Annotated in this window: 14 protein-coding genes and 1 tRNA gene; 12 read left to right on the top strand and 3 right to left on the bottom strand. The window is 56.2% G+C overall.

Going from position 1 to position 14,740, the window contains the following annotated elements:
* The first annotated feature begins 155 nt into the window (after positions 1-155).
* The 4 genes from ACR0B3_RS05705 to rplT all read left to right on the top strand — a co-directional run bounded on the left by ACR0B3_RS05705 (position 156) and on the right by rplT (position 2,922).
* Positions 156-593, top strand: a complete 438-nt coding sequence (locus ACR0B3_RS05705; RefSeq protein ID WP_170722347.1) for a universal stress protein — start codon at positions 156-158, stop codon at positions 591-593.
* A gap of 14 nt (positions 594-607) precedes the next feature.
* Positions 608-2,158, top strand: a complete 1,551-nt coding sequence (locus tag ACR0B3_RS05700; protein WP_480808217.1) for an alanine/glycine:cation symporter family protein — start codon at positions 608-610, stop codon at positions 2,156-2,158.
* 183 nt (positions 2,159-2,341) lie between these two features.
* Positions 2,342-2,542, top strand: coding sequence for a 50S ribosomal protein L35 (rpmI, locus tag ACR0B3_RS05695; protein WP_010443552.1), 201 nt, complete (start codon positions 2,342-2,344; stop codon positions 2,540-2,542).
* Positions 2,543-2,556: 14 nt separating this feature from the next.
* Positions 2,557-2,922: a 50S ribosomal protein L20 gene (gene rplT / locus ACR0B3_RS05690; RefSeq protein ID WP_008756009.1), complete on the top strand. Its 366-nt coding sequence runs from the start codon at positions 2,557-2,559 to the stop codon at positions 2,920-2,922.
* Between the two features lie 230 nt (positions 2,923-3,152).
* On the opposite strand, the gene ACR0B3_RS05685 is transcribed toward rplT, so the two are convergent.
* Positions 3,153-3,242: transfer RNA gene (locus ACR0B3_RS05685), tRNA-Ser, on the bottom strand.
* A gap of 388 nt (positions 3,243-3,630) precedes the next feature.
* On the opposite strand from ACR0B3_RS05685, the gene ACR0B3_RS05680 reads away from it, so the two are divergent.
* Both ACR0B3_RS05680 and ACR0B3_RS05675 read left to right on the top strand, forming a co-directional pair.
* The gene (locus tag ACR0B3_RS05680) at positions 3,631-4,503 is read left to right on the top strand and encodes a FecR family protein (protein WP_480808216.1); all 873 of its coding nucleotides are present in this window, start codon (positions 3,631-3,633) and stop codon (positions 4,501-4,503) included.
* Positions 4,504-4,553: 50 nt separating this feature from the next.
* Positions 4,554-6,785: a CHASE2 domain-containing protein gene (locus ACR0B3_RS05675; protein WP_480808215.1), complete on the top strand. Its 2,232-nt coding sequence runs from the start codon at positions 4,554-4,556 to the stop codon at positions 6,783-6,785.
* 222 nt (positions 6,786-7,007) lie between these two features.
* Here ACR0B3_RS05675 and hemC read toward each other — a convergent pair whose 3' ends face one another.
* A complete protein-coding gene (gene hemC / locus ACR0B3_RS05670; protein ID WP_480808214.1) occupies positions 7,008-7,976 on the bottom strand; it encodes a hydroxymethylbilane synthase in 969 nt (322 codons plus the stop codon).
* A 107-nt stretch (positions 7,977-8,083) separates the two neighbouring features.
* Here hemC and hemE point away from each other — a divergent pair, with 107 nt between their 5' ends.
* Complete coding sequence (hemE, locus tag ACR0B3_RS05665) at positions 8,084-9,118, top strand: uroporphyrinogen decarboxylase (protein ID WP_480808213.1); 1,035 nt, start codon at positions 8,084-8,086, stop codon at positions 9,116-9,118.
* Between the two features lie 57 nt (positions 9,119-9,175).
* Here the strand turns inward: hemE and ACR0B3_RS05660 are convergent, their stop codons facing one another.
* Positions 9,176-10,270, bottom strand: coding sequence for a CaiB/BaiF CoA transferase family protein (locus ACR0B3_RS05660; RefSeq protein WP_480808212.1), 1,095 nt, complete (start codon positions 10,268-10,270; stop codon positions 9,176-9,178).
* Between the two features lie 134 nt (positions 10,271-10,404).
* On the opposite strand from ACR0B3_RS05660, the gene ACR0B3_RS05655 reads away from it, so the two are divergent.
* From ACR0B3_RS05655 to ACR0B3_RS05635, 5 genes are all read left to right on the top strand, one after another.
* Entirely contained in the window at positions 10,405-10,920 is a 516-nt protein-coding gene (locus ACR0B3_RS05655) for an SRPBCC family protein (protein ID WP_480808211.1), read from the top strand.
* Positions 10,921-11,011: 91 nt separating this feature from the next.
* Entirely contained in the window at positions 11,012-11,941 is a 930-nt protein-coding gene (locus tag ACR0B3_RS05650) for an ABC transporter ATP-binding protein (protein WP_170685198.1), read from the top strand.
* Positions 11,938-12,699: an ABC transporter permease gene (locus tag ACR0B3_RS05645; protein WP_170685199.1), complete on the top strand. Its 762-nt coding sequence runs from the start codon at positions 11,938-11,940 to the stop codon at positions 12,697-12,699. The genes ACR0B3_RS05650 and ACR0B3_RS05645 overlap by 4 nt, the downstream gene beginning before the upstream one ends.
* 104 nt (positions 12,700-12,803) lie before the next feature.
* Complete coding sequence (locus ACR0B3_RS05640) at positions 12,804-13,601, top strand: S49 family peptidase (protein ID WP_170722317.1); 798 nt, start codon at positions 12,804-12,806, stop codon at positions 13,599-13,601.
* 168 nt (positions 13,602-13,769) lie between these two features.
* Positions 13,770-14,732, top strand: coding sequence for a calcium/sodium antiporter (locus tag ACR0B3_RS05635; RefSeq protein ID WP_170722312.1), 963 nt, complete (start codon positions 13,770-13,772; stop codon positions 14,730-14,732).
* Positions 14,733-14,740 lie beyond the last annotated feature (8 nt).

Below are 14,740 nucleotides of genomic sequence, written 5' to 3'. Positions count from 1 at the left end.
GCTTTTGTCGGTTGTATCCGACAATAAACTCTCTGTTTTTCCGTGTTTTTTCGGGATACTTGCCTTTAGGGCAGTCTACTCAAACAAGTTCCAGGTTCCGGCTGCCCTGCCGGGGGCGAGGGTCCCGGCCAAACCAACAAAAACGGAGGAACGGCATGACAACGAAAATTGTCATTGGGCTGGACGGGACAGAAACCGGAGAACGCGCGATCGCCTTTGCCAAAGACCTGGCCGGGCGCATCGGTGCATGCGAACTGCTGGTGGTATATGTCATCGAATGGTCTCCTTTTACATTCCAGACACCTGAAGAGAACGCTCTGCGACACAAACGGCGCGAGGAAGAGGTCGCACTGGCCACATCTCGGATTATTGAGCCCGCTATAGCAGCGCTGAAAGCAGCGGGGTTCGAGGCGCAAGGCATTGTCCGTCACGGGGATGTCGCGGAAACGCTGAACAAAATCACGGTCGAGAACGGAGGCTCGCAGATCGTTGTGGGCCGGGCATCGGCCGATGGCTTCAAAAAGCGCTTGTTTGGCAGTTCGACCCAGAACTTGGTCATGGATGCCGAAGTTCCGGTCACAGTCGTGAACTGAGGGGAGAGACGATTATGAATTTGCAGAAAAAACTTGGTCTCGCTGCTTTTGCCGCTCTGTTCGCCGCACCAGCCGCCGCGCAGGAAGCGGTTGGGTTGGATGAAAAGATAAATCAGGCCTTTGCCGATTTCACCGGACCTTTTGTCAGCTTTATCTTCGCCCCGTTTCCGGGCACCGGCTTTCCGTGGATCGTCGGCTGGCTGGTGGTCGCTGCGACTGTATTCACGCTGTACTTTGCCTTTGTGCAGCTGCGCTTTTTCAGCCATGCGATCAGTCTTGTCAAAGGCGATTACTCGGATCCCAATGACGCGGGCGAAGTCAGCCACTTTCAGGCGCTGGCGACGGCCCTGTCCGGTACGGTTGGCCTTGGTAACATCGCCGGTGTTGCGGTTGCCGTTGGAATTGGTGGCCCCGGCGCGACCTTTTGGATGATCGTAGCGGGCCTTCTCGGCATGGCGTCGAAATTCACCGAATGTACGCTGGGCGTAAAATACCGCAACGAATATGACGACGGCACTGTATCGGGTGGTCCGATGTACTACATGTCCAAAGGGTTCAACGAGCTGGGCCTGCCCGGCGGTAAGATATTGGCCGTACTGTTCTCGATCTTCTGTATCCTTGGTGCGCTGGGCGGGGGCAATATGTTCCAGGCCAACCAGGCGCACCAGCAAATTGCGGGCATTACCGGCGATTATCCCGGTTGGATCACCGGCCTAGTCTTTGCAGGGATCGTATTTGCAGTGATCGTAGGCGGCTTGAAGTCCATCGCGCGCGTGACCGAAAAGGTCGTTCCGTTCATGGGTGTGATGTATGTGGCTGCTGCGCTGGTCATCATACTCATGCACGCGGATCAGATCGGCTGGGCCTTCGGCCAAATCTTTGCAGGTGCCTTTACTGGCCTTGGTGTGGCTGGCGGCATGGTTGGCGCGCTGATCCAGGGCTTCCGACGGGCGGCGTTCTCGAACGAAGCAGGCGTGGGTTCGGCGGCGATTGCACACTCGGCGGTGCGGACAAAAGAACCGATCACCGAAGGGTTCGTTTCCCTGCTGGAACCGTTCATCGATACAGTCGTGATCTGTACCATGACCGCGCTGGTGATCATCATCACCCAGCAGCTGATTGTTGATCCGGAAACCGGCAACTACATGCTGAACGAAGCGGGTAATGCGATTGCAACCGTTGATGGCAACTCGGGCGTTAGCCTGACCTCTGCCGCCTTCGGCAGCGCGTTCAGCTGGTTCCCCTATGTGCTGGCGATTGCGGTGGTCCTGTTTGCCTTCTCGACCATGATCAGTTGGTCCTACTATGGCCTCAAGGCCTGGACCTATCTGTTCGGCGAGGGCCAGACCAAAGAGCTGGTGTTCAAGGTCATCTTCTGCATTTTCGTTGTGATCGGTGCCGCGGCCAATCTTGGCCCGGTCATCGACTTCTCGGATGCGGCGATCTTTGCGATGGCGGTTGTGAACGTCTTTGCGCTCTACTTCCTGATGAAAGTGGTGCGGCAGGAGCTTGCTTCTTATGCAGAGCGGCTGAAGAGCGGTGAGATCCGCAAATTCGGCCACTAATCCATTCCATCGGGGCGGCGCGTGTCGCCCCGTTGCCCGACCCGCTGCGAAAGACGCAGAATCTGGTCCAACCCCCCTTGCCAGTATGATCAAACTTGCGTAAACGGCGCTTCTGATCGCGTGACCGGCCGAGATGGCATGCCGAGTCGCGTCTGAAACCGAACCCGAGAATAGGAGACGGAAATGCCTAAGATGAAGACAAAGTCGAGCGCCAAAAAGCGCTTTAAGGTGACTGCGACCGGTAAGGTCCTTGCTGGCCAGGCCGGCAAACGGCACGGCATGATCAAGCGGACCAAGAAATTCATCCGCGACGCCCGTGGCAACACCACCCTGTCCGCCCCCGACGCCAAGATCGTCAAGGGCTACATGCCCTACGACCGCTAAGAGGAGATTAAGAGATGTCCCGCGTTAAAGGTGGAACCGTAACTCACGCCCGTCACAAGAAGGTCATCAAGGCCGCCAAAGGTTACTATGGCCGCCGCAAGAGCACCTTCAAGGTTGCCCGTCAAGCCGTCGACAAGGCCAACCAGTACGCAACCCGCGACCGCAAGAACCGCAAGCGCAACTTCCGCGCGCTGTGGATCCAGCGCATCAACGCTGCTGTCCGTTCGCATGACGAAGCACTGACATATTCCCGCTTCATCAACGGCCTGAACTTAGCCGGTATTGAAGTGGACCGCAAAGTTCTGGCCGACCTGGCCGTGCACGAACCGGAAGCGTTCGGCGCGATCGTCGCCAAAGCTCAGGCTGCTCTGGCCGCCTAATTCTCTATTCAGAGAGACAGTGATTGAAAGGCTGTTCCGAAAGGAGCAGCCTTTTTCGATTCCGATGTTCTAACGCTGCGCACAGCAGCCATGGATGACTGGGCGTACCGGTCTGAACTGCAGCAAATTTGATCTTACAACGGCGGTTCGGTGCGTATCACTAAAGAGTATCTTTCGAGTTTGGAAAACATCACATTTTCCAATCACCGCACATAGATACTTGTGTCGAATGGCGGAGACGAAGGGATTCGAACCCTCGAGACGGTTTCCCGCCTACTCCCTTAGCAGGGGAGCGCCTTCGACCACTCGGCCACGTCTCCGCTGGCGGGTATATCCTTGCCTGTCATCCAGATACAAGGCGATTTTCTGATTAAGGAAAAATTTTCTGAGAACCGACGAATGCTTGCATGAGTTTGAGCATTCAGAAGGTTCGAAACGAAGTGTTCGGCCCTGCCAGATCTAGTCCAAATTTCCAAAACCTTGCCAAATCCACTCGATTCAGCGCATATTTGTCTAGTTTATTGGCTTTAATAACTAAAACAGAATTAGCTTTCTGAGGCGACAGATATCGGGCGTGGGGTGTCTCAACATCCCAGAGGTTACCTTTTGGGGGAAGGGGACTTGGGTTTGGCCTGGTTAAAATTGTTTATTGTTTTCTTTGTATTGGCCGCGCTGCCAACATCGGCGACAGCTTCAATCGGAAAGGTATTGAGCGCCAAACCGGGTGCAGAGGTTATTCGGGACGGTCAAAAGATACGTTTGCGTGACGGGATGGCGGTTGCCTCTGGCGATACCATATCGACCGATAAATCCGGTGTGGTTCAGTTGGTGTTTGTCGATGAAACCAAGATCGCGATTGGTCCAAATGCGCGCATGGTTCTGGATGTCTCGATGTTGCGCGGAAACCGTAAGGCGAAAAACTTTACTGTTCAGGCGCTGGGCGGAAGCTTTCGCTTTATTTCCGGCAAAAGCCGTAAGCGTGCTTATACGATCAAAACGCCCAATGCGACGATGGCGGTGCGTGGGACAACTTTTGACATGTGGATCACATCCGGCAACCAAAGCGCGATGCTTGTGATTGAAGGCACTGTCCAGATGTGCGGTCTTCGCGGATCGTGTCGGTCAGCAAGCCGTCAATGCAGCCTGTTTGCGACCAGCTCGAACGGGCAGGTGGGACGCCCAGTGGATCAGGAACAGTATGACAAAGCCCTTAAGGGCGGTTTCCCATTCATACGGTCGCAGGTCGGTCTGCTGCCTCCGTTTCGCGTAAGTGCCGAAGGATGTTCTGGCGCGCAGGCGCAGCTGCCTAAGATCAAATCTGAACGCCCCGAGCGCACTGAACCCCCGAGCGCCAGAGAGACAAGGCAAGCTGAAGCGCCAAGTCGCGAACGCGGGCGATCTGAATCTCCGGACCGGGCCTCGGCCAGCGCTGAAAGCAGTTCCCGAAATTCGGCACGTGCCGGTGTGAGTGCGTCGGGAGATGTAAGTGCATCCGTAAGCGCGTCCAGTGGCAACAGTGGCGGGTCCGGTGTCAGAGCAACCGCGACTGCTGGCAACGCATCAGCAACGGCTGGTTGGTAACCGCATTTTGCGCGCATTTTCATTCCCCCTACGCTTCGGAGGTGAACGTGGTGGGTAAGTTAAAAGACAAAATTGGTCATCGGTGGATCTTCCGGCTGGTCGGGCTGGGGTTGATCATGTTGGGCTGCTTTGTTCGGGTTGCAGATCCATATCCCGTGCAGATGTCCCGATTGATCTACTTTGATATCCTTCAACGGATTTCGCCTCGGGCTTATGATCCAGATTTGCCCGTTCGGGTTGTGGATATTGATGAGAGGTCTTTGGAGGCATGGGGCCAATGGCCCTGGCCTCGTACCTTATTGGGCCAGATGGTTGAGAATTTGGGTGAATACGGCGCTGCGGCGATCGCCTTTGATATGCTTTTTGCTGAATCGGACCGATATTCGCCGTCGCGGCTTTTGCAGGACCCGACGCTGTCGGGTCTGTTGCAGATCGATCAAACCGCTGCCGGCTTGGATAACGATGTAAGGTTCGGAGACACAATCGCACACTGGCCAGTCGTTTTGGGCGTGGCGGCCCGGCAAACCGATAGTGGGGCGGCCATTATGCCAAAGGCGGGGCTGATTGAAATTGGCGAGAACCCGGCGGCAGGCCTTGTCAGCGTCGCGCATTGGACCTCGCTAGCTCCGCCGTTGGGCGAGGATACTGCGGGGATCGGGGGGGTCAATGTATCGCCCCTGGGTGGGCTTGGTGTCGTGAGGCGTGTCCCTGTGCTGTGGTCTGGTCCAAACGGCGTTTTACCCGCATTGGGGGTTGAGGCCTTGCGAGTCGCTTTGGGCGAGCCTGTTTATTTTGCCGAAGGTTCGCAGGATGAAACGGGCATCATGCTTGAGGTTGGGATCGGGGACTTTCTGTTGCCAACAACCGAAAATGGCGAGATCTGGGTGCGTTACAGGCGGGACAATCCCGGCCTTTACCTGTCGGCCGACGATGTTATGCGCAGCGGTGATGATCCGGCGCTGCGGGCAGAGATTGAAGGGCGGATCATCCTGGTGGGGACCTCTGCGGCGGGTCTTTTTGATATGCGCGAAACGGCGTTGGGTGAGTCCGTTCCAGGTGTATCGATCCATGCCCAAATCATTGAACAGATCATTCTGGGCGATGTGCTCAGCAGATCGGATGTTACTGCTGCGCTGGAATTGCTGGCCTTTGTGATTCTTGGCATCGTGGTCACTGTGGTCATGTCCAATTATGGGGCGGTTGCCTCTTTTGTTGCGGGTGGAGTGGCAGCAACGGTTGTGATTGCGATCAGCTGGCTTGCCTTTCAGAACCAATCGGTTCTGTTCGACGCAACATTCCCTCTGGCCGGAGGAATGGCAAATTTTGGTCTTTTGGCCGGGTATCTCTTTGTTTCGACCGAGCGTGAGAAGCGGGTGATCCGCCAGACATTCTCGCACTATGTTGCGCCTGAGATCCTCGATGAGATGGAGGCCAATGGGCATCAGCTGCAATTGGGTGGAGAATCCCAAGAGATCACAGTGATGTTCTCGGATATCCGGGGTTTCACACCATTGTCCGAGTCGGTGTCAGCGACCGATCTGGTCACATTGTTGAACGCATTATTTTCAGAAATAGGAGATCAGATTCTGGTTGAACGCGGGACGATCGACAAGTTCATTGGTGATGCAGTCATGGCGTTCTGGAACGCTCCGATGCCAGTTGAAGATCACCCGTGCCGAGCATCACTGGCCGCGTTGAAGATGCGTGAAGCATTGAAGAAGTTCAACGCGCTGCCCATGATGCGCGATCGTCCTCCGATCGCACTGGCGACCGGGTGTGCGACCGGTGCGGCTTGTGTTGGAAACATTGGTTCGCGGCGGCGGTTCAACTACACAGTAATTGGTGATGTCGTGAATGTCGCGGCGCGGATTGAGCAAAATTGCCGCCATGTGGATTACGACATTCTGGTCTCGCATTCGATACAGCGGATCACAAAATCTGATTTGGCGCTGCTTGAGGCAGGTTTCGTGGACCTGAAGGGCAAAAAGGAGCCTGAGCCAGTTTACATATTGGTGGGGGATCGAGATCTCGCAGATAGCGTTGAGTTTCGCGCGTTGCAGGCCGCACATGCCCGTTTGTTGGAGGCGATACGTGCGCGAGCTGCCTTGCCTATTGTTGACGAATTGTGCCGGGAATCTGCTGCTATGGGGGTTATGGTGGAGCCGGGATTGGCGTCATTCTATCGGGCGTTACCGGGGCGCACTGCTGATTTTCGATCAGAGGTGCAGTATTCGCGACCGATCTTCAGTCATCATAATGGACTGCGCGAAAGCGCTGAGTAGGAATTTCGAAACTGTCAATTGAAACCAAAACGGGGCGCGGTTGAATATCAACTGCGCCCCGCCGGAAGTGTCAGTCTCGCCCCCTCGAATACCATCTAAAACAATACGGGCTAAAACTTTCGATATATTCGAGACTGACCTTCTATCCTCATCGGAATAAACTCATATTTAACGAATGCTGGGAAGGAAACAGTGAAGAAGTTCACATTGAATTGAAATTATTTAAATTTTTTCTGGGCGCCAATCGAAGAAACCCGGCCCGGCTTGCCTTAGCAACGCTTTAGCCATGGACCGACCCAGTTCGGCCCCGTCATCGATCGCACCAACCGCCTGTTCGCTAATAGCCTCGGTACCATCCGGGCGCAGCACTTCGCCGCGCAGATGCAACTGGCCATCCCGAACTTGAGCCAGCCCTGCAATCGGAGTTTCACAAGAGCCATCCAGCCCAGCTAGCAGGCTACGCTCAGCCGCAAGGCGTTGACTGGTTTCGACATGATGAATTGCAGCGAGCATTTCAGCAGCGCGCGTATCGTCGCTGCGGCGTTCAATGCCGATGGTGCCTTGCGCGATGGCAGGTAGCATATCATCAGGCGAAATCGCGGTTGCGGGGACGTCTTTCATATCCAATCGGCGCAAACCGGCCATCGCCAAAAACGTGCAATCGGCGACGCCATCGGCCAATTTCTTCAGCCGGGTCTGCACATTGCCGCGGAACTCGACCACGTTCAGATCAGGACGCCGGTTGAGCAATTGTGCACGGCGACGCAGCGAAGATGTCCCGACCACCGCGCCTTTGGGCAAGTCATGAATCGATTTCAGGTTGGGTGAGACCAACGCATCGCGCACATCTTCACGCGGCAGGAAAGTGTCAAGCACCAACCCCTTTGGCTGCTCGACCGGCATGTCTTTGGTCGAGTGCACAGCGATGTCGATTTCGCCGTTCAGCAGCGCCTCTTCGATTTCCTTGGTGAAAAGACCCTTGTTGCCTATTTCTTTTAGCGGTCGGTCTGCGTCGATCATGGCACGGTTGTCACCGGTGGTCTTGATCACCACGATCTCAAACGCATCCTCGGGCAGATCGAAAGCGGCGCTCAATCGCTGCCGAGTTTCATGGGCCTGCGCCAGCGCCAGCGGCGATCCACGGGTGCCGATTTTCAGAGGCGATGCGGGGGTGGGCAATGTAAGATTCATGCTCACAGCTTTAGTCGCGTCACATTGCCCTGACAATGGGGGCAGAGCTTGACAAATTGCCACTGAGGGCCGACCCGTTGCACCAAACCGGAAGATTGGGGACACGAATGGTCGAGACAAAGAAATTGCTGTGCGCGCTGGTGGGTGAAGTGCAGGATGTGCCGCCGATCTGGATGATGCGCCAGGCCGGGCGGTATCTGCCCGAGTATCGTGCCACACGGGCGCAGGCCGGGGATTTCCTGTCCTTATGCTATAACCCCGAGCTGGCCGCTGAGGTTACTCTGCAACCTATCCGCCGCTATGGGTTTGATGCCGCTATCCTGTTTGCCGACATCCTGCTTGTGCCACAGGCGCTGGGCGCAGATTTGTGGTTTGTCACCGGTGAGGGGCCTCGACTGTCGACGATCACCCAGCAATCGGATTTTGATGCTTTGAAACCGGTTGATGCGATCCACGAAACACTTTCGCCGGTGTATGAAACCGTGCGCATTCTTTCGCGTGAGCTTCCCTCTGAAACCACACTTATCGGTTTTGCAGGCGCGCCCTGGACCGTCGCTACCTATATGATCGCAGGCCGGGGAACTCCGGATCAGGGGCCAGCCCACAAGCTGCGCGAAGAGAACACAGTACTGTTTGAGGCGCTGTTGGATCGGATTACCGCGGCCACGATCGAATACCTGTCGGCTCAGATCGACGCTGGGGCCGAAGTCGTCAAGATATTCGACAGCTGGGCGGGATCGTTGAAAGGCGAGGCGTTTCAGAAATATGCCCTTGAGCCCTGCCGTGTGATCACCGAAGCGATCAAGGCGCGCCATCCGGGCGTTCCCGTCATCGGTTTCCCGCGCGAAGCAGATCAAGGCTATGTCGGGTTTGCCAAAGCCACCGGCGTGGATTGTGTTGCGCTGGACAATTCCGTTTCGCCGGAATGGGCTGCCAAGAATGTGCAGGTGGATGGATGCGTGCAGGGAAATTTGGCCTCATCTCATATGGTCACGGGCGGTCAGGCGCTGGTGGATGAGACCAGGCGGATTGTCGAGGCGTTCTCGAAAGGGCCGCATATTTTTAATCTGGGGCATGGCATTACACCAGATGCGGATCCAGAGAATGTGCAGCTTATGATTGATACGGTGCGTGGGCGGTAAACGGGGCAGGGGGCCAGCCCCCTCTTGGCCTGCGGCCAATTCACCCCCGGGATATTTTTAGCCAGATGAAGCGGGCGGGAGTTCGCTGAGAATTTCGTCGGTGTGTTCTCCGCGTTTGGGGCTGGGTCGAGGTAGCCACTTGTAGGTGGAAAATCTCGGTGCGGCTGCGGCTTGGCGTGTTTCGTCGTGGTCGATCCATGTTTGGCGGGCGGTGTTCATGGGATGATCCAGCGCTTCTTGCGGGCTTAGGACTGGCGCAACGCAGGCGTCCGTCCCCTGAAATAGAGCGGCCCATTCGTCGCGTGATTTCCTGATAAAGATTTTGCTCAGCCGCTCTGTTAATTCGGGCCAAGCGGCGCTGTCATATTGCTGCGCGAATTCCGCGTCATCTCCGAGCCCGAGGACGTCCAGGAAACGGGCGTAAAATTTTGGTTCCAGACATTGAACCGAGATGTAGCCGCCATCGGCACAGCTATAGGTTCGGCTCCAATGTGGACCGTCCAGCAGGCTTTGACCTCGTGTGTCAGACAAGTTGCCGGTCTGGCGTAGGCTCATCAGCAGGTTCATCATATGGGCTGAGCCATCGTAGATCGCGGCGTCGATCACGGTGCCTTTGCCTGTCGCCTGAGCGTTCAAAAGACCGGCAAGCAGACCGGCAACCAGATACATTGCACCACCTCCGATATCGCCAACCAAAGTCGCCGGCGTCAGCGGTGGCTGGTCGGGCGCTGCGGCATACCACAGGGCACCCGACAGCGCGATGTAGTTGAGGTCATGGCCTGCAGTCTCGGACAATGGGCTTTGCTGCCCCCAGCCTGTCATGCGGCCATAAACAAGCTTTGGGTTCTGTCGTTGGCAGTCTTCCGGGCCCAGCCCCAGTTTCTCCATCACGCCGGGGCGAAAACCCTCGATCAGCGCATCGGCGTCAGAGATTAAGCGTCTTGCAACTGTGAGATCCCGTGGGTTCTTGAGATCAAGCACGATGGACCGTTTGCCCCGGTCCAGAAGCGAGCGTTCGGGCATTCCCGGCGTGACGGCAGGCCCTTTACGATGAATGGTAATGACGTCCGCCCCCAAATCTGCCAGCATCATGGCGGCGAATGGCGCGGGGCCTAACCCTTCGATTTCAACGATACGTATTCCTTGCAGCATGGTCCCTCCTGCGGCGCAGCGTTTCTGCATGGCGGTGTGAATGCAAGCGAAGAGTTCCCAAGCCCAGGCAATTGGGTTGCCTGCGTAGACAATTCAGGGCTAGGTCTGTCCTAGGTTTGAAAAGAGGTTCCCAGATGCAGCTAAGCGATACTCGTGAAATTCAGGCAGCACCTGCAGCTGTTTATTCTGCGCTGCTCGACCCAGAGGTGCTGAAGGCCTGCATCAGCGGCGCGCAAGAGATTACTGGCGATCCGACCGAAGGGTATCATGCAACTGTGGTGCAGAAGGTTGGGCCGGTGAAGGCGACGTTCAAAGGGACGGTGACCATGTCCGACATGGTTGAGGCCGAACGCCTGACCATCGCCGGTGAGGGTAAAGGCGGCGCTGCAGGCTTTGCCAAAGGCAGTGCAAATGTAACCTTCGCGCCCAGCGAGGCCGGTGGCACCCTGCTGACCTATGAGGTCGACGCCAAGGTGGGTGGCAAACTGGCGCAACTTGGCAGCCGTCTGATCGACGGATTTGCCAAGAAGATGGCCGATCAGTTCTTTACCAACTTGCAAGAGCATTTCGAAGGACCACCGCCGGAAGACGAAGGCGACGAGGAAGAAACCAAAAAGGGGTGGCTAGGCCGCCTGACTGGGCGAGAGTAAGCGTTACATAAATGCGCATGACATTGTGCGGAATTGGACTGTTCCATAATCGTCTACCGCGATAAGTTGCGGGGCCAGAACGAGGGAACGCATGACCACCATTTTGTCCATCCGCGATTTGCGGAAATCCTACGCCGATGGTTTTGAGGCGCTGAAAGGCGTGTCTCTGGACATTGAAGAAGGTGAGATTCTGGCGCTGCTGGGCCCCAACGGTGCTGGAAAAACAACCTTGATTTCGACCGTTTGCGGGATCACGACCCCAAGCGCTGGGTCGGTCACTGTTGGTGGTTATGACATCCAGACCGAATATCGCGCTGCGCGCAAGATGATCGGGCTAGTGCCGCAAGAGATCGCATTGGAGCCGTTTGAAAAGGTCTGGAATACCGTCCGTTTCTCACGCGGGCTGTTTGGTCACAGCGGTGACAACGCCCGGATCGAGGAAATTCTGCGAAAACTGTCCCTTTGGGACAAGCGCCGCAATTCGATCAAGGAATTGTCTGGCGGTATGAAACGCCGTGTGTTGATCGCCAAGGCCTTGGCGCATGAGCCCCGGGTGCTGTTTCTGGATGAACCCACCGCTGGCGTCGATGTCGAGCTTCGCAAGGACATGTGGGAGATCGTGGCAGAACTGAAACAGGCTGGCGTCACCATCATCCTGACAACCCATTATATCGAAGAGGCCGAAGCAATCGCTGACCGCGTAGGCGTGATCGACAAGGGTGAGCTTTTGCTGGTGCAAGACAAAGACACGCTGATGGCGCAGATGGGTAAGAAACAGATCGAGGTCATGCTGACCGAACCTGTTTCGGCCATTCCCGAAAGCTTGTCCGAGCATCAACTGACGCTGAATGGTGCGGGTGATGCACTGATCTATACTTATGATACCAATGCCGAACGCACCGGCATTACCACCTTGTTGAACGATGTCGCTCAGGCCGGGTTGATCTTGCGCGATGTGCAGACCCGACAGTCGAGCCTTGAAGAGATCTTCGTCAACCTCGTGTCCGGAGAACCCGCATGAACTGGTCCGCTATCATCGCCATCTACCGGTTCGAAATGGCCCGGTTCTTCCGCACTCTCGCGCAGAGCTTTCTGTCGCCGGTTTTGTCGACCTCACTCTATTTCGTGGTCTTCGGCACGGCCATCGGCAGCCGCATCCAAGAGATCGAAGGTGTGTCTTACGGGGCTTTCATCGTGCCGGGTCTGATCATGCTGTCCGTGGTGATGCTGTCGATCTCGAACGCGTCATTTGGGATATATTTCCCTAAGTTTTTGGGCACGATTTACGAACTGTTGTCTGCACCAATCAACTTCATTGAAATCGTGATCGGATATGTGGGCGCGGCGGCAACAAAGGCGCTGTTTGTTGGTCTCGTCATTTTGGCGACAGCGACATTCTTTGTCGACATACGCATAGAACACCCGTTTGCCATGGCGGCATTCCTTGTTTTGTCCTGCCTCAGCTTTTCGCTGCTGGGCTTCATTGTCGGTATCTGGGCCGGTAATTTTGAACAGATGTCGCTTGTTCCGCAACTGGTCGTAACGCCGCTGATCTTTCTGGGCGGGACATTTTATTCTATATCAATGCTGCCGCCGCTGTGGCAGACGATCACGCTGTTTAACCCCGTGGTCTATCTGATTTCTGGGTTCCGATGGTCGTTCTATGGGATCGCTGATGTGCCCATATTCTGGAGCCTTCTGGCCATCATTGCTTTCACCGGCATCTGCCTTGCGATCGTAGGCTGGATATTCAAAACCGGTTGGCGCATCCGTAGCTAGGGCGTTGCATTTTTGCCGACCGGGTGTGTGAAATTCGTTCACGTCGCGTTTATGGCCCTGCGGGTCTCTTGTTTACGACCCCGGCGCGCTCTACATCGGCTTCCATGAAACTCAGCCTGCCTTTCATGAAAAAGCCGCCGCTCGTGGCCGTTGTTCGCCTGTCCGGCGCCATCGGGATGGCCGGACGCGGATCGATGAATGCAACCGCCTTAGCACCAGTGCTGGAAAAAGCCTTTCGCAAGGGCAAGCCTGCTGCTGTCGCGCTTGAGGTCAATTCGCCGGGCGGATCACCGGTCCAGAGTTCACTGATCGGAGCGCGTATCCGACGGCTGGCGGATGAACTTGAGATACCCGTCTACGCATTTGTCGAAGACGTGGCAGCCTCAGGCGGTTACTGGCTGGCGGCATCTGCGGATGAGATTTGGGCCGATGACAGCTCGGTTCTGGGATCGATCGGGGTGATCTCTTCAGGATTTGGCGCGCATGTCTTTCTGGCCCGTCAAGGGTTTGAAAGGCGTGTCCATACTGCGGGTCAGTCGAAATCGATGCTTGATCCGTTTGCACCGGAAAAGAAAGAAGACGTCGCCCGCCTCAAAGTGCTACTTGGCGATATCCACGAGAATTTCATCGCCCATGTCAAAACCCGTCGGGACGGCAAGCTGGATAACAGCGCTGATCTGTTCAACGGCGAGGTTTGGCTGGCCCGCCGCGCGCAAGAGCTGGGCCTGATCGATGGGATTGCCCATCTGAAACCCAAGATGCAGGAAAAGTTCGGCGAAAAGGTCAGGTTCCGCCGCTATGGAATGCGCAAGCCGATCTGGTCTCGCTTCGGCGCGACGCTGGCGCAGGATGCAATCGCCGGGATTGAGGAGCGTGCCGCCTACGCGCGTTTCGGGTTGTAACGTGATCATCAAGGCAGTCACCCTGTTCCTGATCGCCATGGGCGTTCTGGCGATGTTCGGCAAGCTACGCTTTCCGGGGCAGAAGCGGCTGAGCTCCGCGAAATGCCCGCGGTGCGGACGCTTTCGGATCGGCAAAGGCCCGTGCCCGTGTGAAAAAGGAGGCCGCGGATGACGGCGTGGCTGTTCTCGGGCCTTGGTCTGCTGATCCTTCTTCTGGCAGGTGATGCGCTGGTGCGCGGGGCCGTTAACCTTAGCCTGCGACTGGGTGTGCCTGCCCTGATTGTCAGCCTGACAATTGTAGCCTTTGGAACATCCGCCCCCGAGCTTTTGATCGCAATCAGTGCGATCCAGGAAAATGCGCCGGGCATTGCACTGGGTAACGTGGTGGGATCGAATACGGCGAATATTTTGCTGGTTCTGGGTCTGCCCGCATTGTTGGCAACCCTGCACACAAGCGAATGTGACAGCCGTAAGAATTACGTCTTCATGCTGCTTGCATCGGTCCTGTTCATCGGACTGGCCTTTTGCGGCGTCTTCAATCTGGTCAGCGGGGCGATCCTGTTGGCGGCTTTGGCTTTGGTGCTGGCCAATGCCTTTCGCGAGGCACGTGCCCACCGCAAAGCCTGTGGAGAGGACTGTGCCGATGAGGAAGAGCTTGAGGGGCTTGAGGAAGCAGACCCCGACATGCCCTATTGGAAAGTCGCGGTCTATCTGATCCTCGGCCTCATTGGTCTGCCTATGGGCGCGCATCTGTTGGTCGACAATGCCACAATCATTGCGCGGAACTATGGTGTGAGCGAAACGGTAATCGGGCTTACGTTGATCGCGGTTGGGACGTCATTGCCCGAACTCGCCACGACCGTGATGGCCGCATTGCGGCGACAGGCGGATGTGGCTTTGGGCAATGTCATTGGATCGAACATGTTCAATCTGCTGGCCATTGTTGGCATCGCGACCTTGTTTGGGCGTATACCTGTCGACCCCGAATTCCTGCGGTTCGATCTGTGGGTGATGTTGGGCTCTTCGCTTTTGCTGGTGCCATTTGTGTTCTTCAAGAAAGATATCACGCGCGTCTGGGGCCTGATCTTGACAGCACTCTATGTGATCTATGTAGCAAGCCTGTTAGCCTGACTTTCGAG

This window comes from Ruegeria sp. CE9 (genome assembly GCF_056537425.1).
Note: the sequence above shows the minus strand (reverse complement) of the source record. Positions and strands in the feature narration are given on the sequence as shown.

Excerpts from the sequence above, each read along its gene's own strand:
- hemC (WP_480808214.1), bottom strand. The coding sequence starts at position 7,976 with ATGAATCTTACATTGCCCACCCCCGCATCGCCTCTGAAAATCGGCACC.
- ACR0B3_RS05650 (WP_170685198.1), top strand. The coding sequence starts at position 11,012 with ATGACCACCATTTTGTCCATCCGCGATTTGCGGAAATCCTACGCCGAT.
- ACR0B3_RS05655 (WP_480808211.1), top strand. The coding sequence starts at position 10,405 with ATGCAGCTAAGCGATACTCGTGAAATTCAGGCAGCACCTGCAGCTGTT.
- ACR0B3_RS05645 (WP_170685199.1), top strand. The coding sequence starts at position 11,938 with ATGAACTGGTCCGCTATCATCGCCATCTACCGGTTCGAAATGGCCCGG.
- ACR0B3_RS05660 (WP_480808212.1), bottom strand. The coding sequence starts at position 10,270 with ATGCTGCAAGGAATACGTATCGTTGAAATCGAAGGGTTAGGCCCCGCG.
- rpmI (WP_010443552.1), top strand. The coding sequence starts at position 2,342 with ATGCCTAAGATGAAGACAAAGTCGAGCGCCAAAAAGCGCTTTAAGGTG.
- hemE (WP_480808213.1), top strand. The coding sequence starts at position 8,084 with ATGGTCGAGACAAAGAAATTGCTGTGCGCGCTGGTGGGTGAAGTGCAG.
- rplT (WP_008756009.1), top strand. The coding sequence starts at position 2,557 with ATGTCCCGCGTTAAAGGTGGAACCGTAACTCACGCCCGTCACAAGAAG.
- ACR0B3_RS05635 (WP_170722312.1), top strand. The coding sequence starts at position 13,770 with ATGACGGCGTGGCTGTTCTCGGGCCTTGGTCTGCTGATCCTTCTTCTG.
- ACR0B3_RS05700 (WP_480808217.1), top strand. The coding sequence starts at position 608 with ATGAATTTGCAGAAAAAACTTGGTCTCGCTGCTTTTGCCGCTCTGTTC.
- ACR0B3_RS05640 (WP_170722317.1), top strand. The coding sequence starts at position 12,804 with ATGAAACTCAGCCTGCCTTTCATGAAAAAGCCGCCGCTCGTGGCCGTT.
- ACR0B3_RS05705 (WP_170722347.1), top strand. The coding sequence starts at position 156 with ATGACAACGAAAATTGTCATTGGGCTGGACGGGACAGAAACCGGAGAA.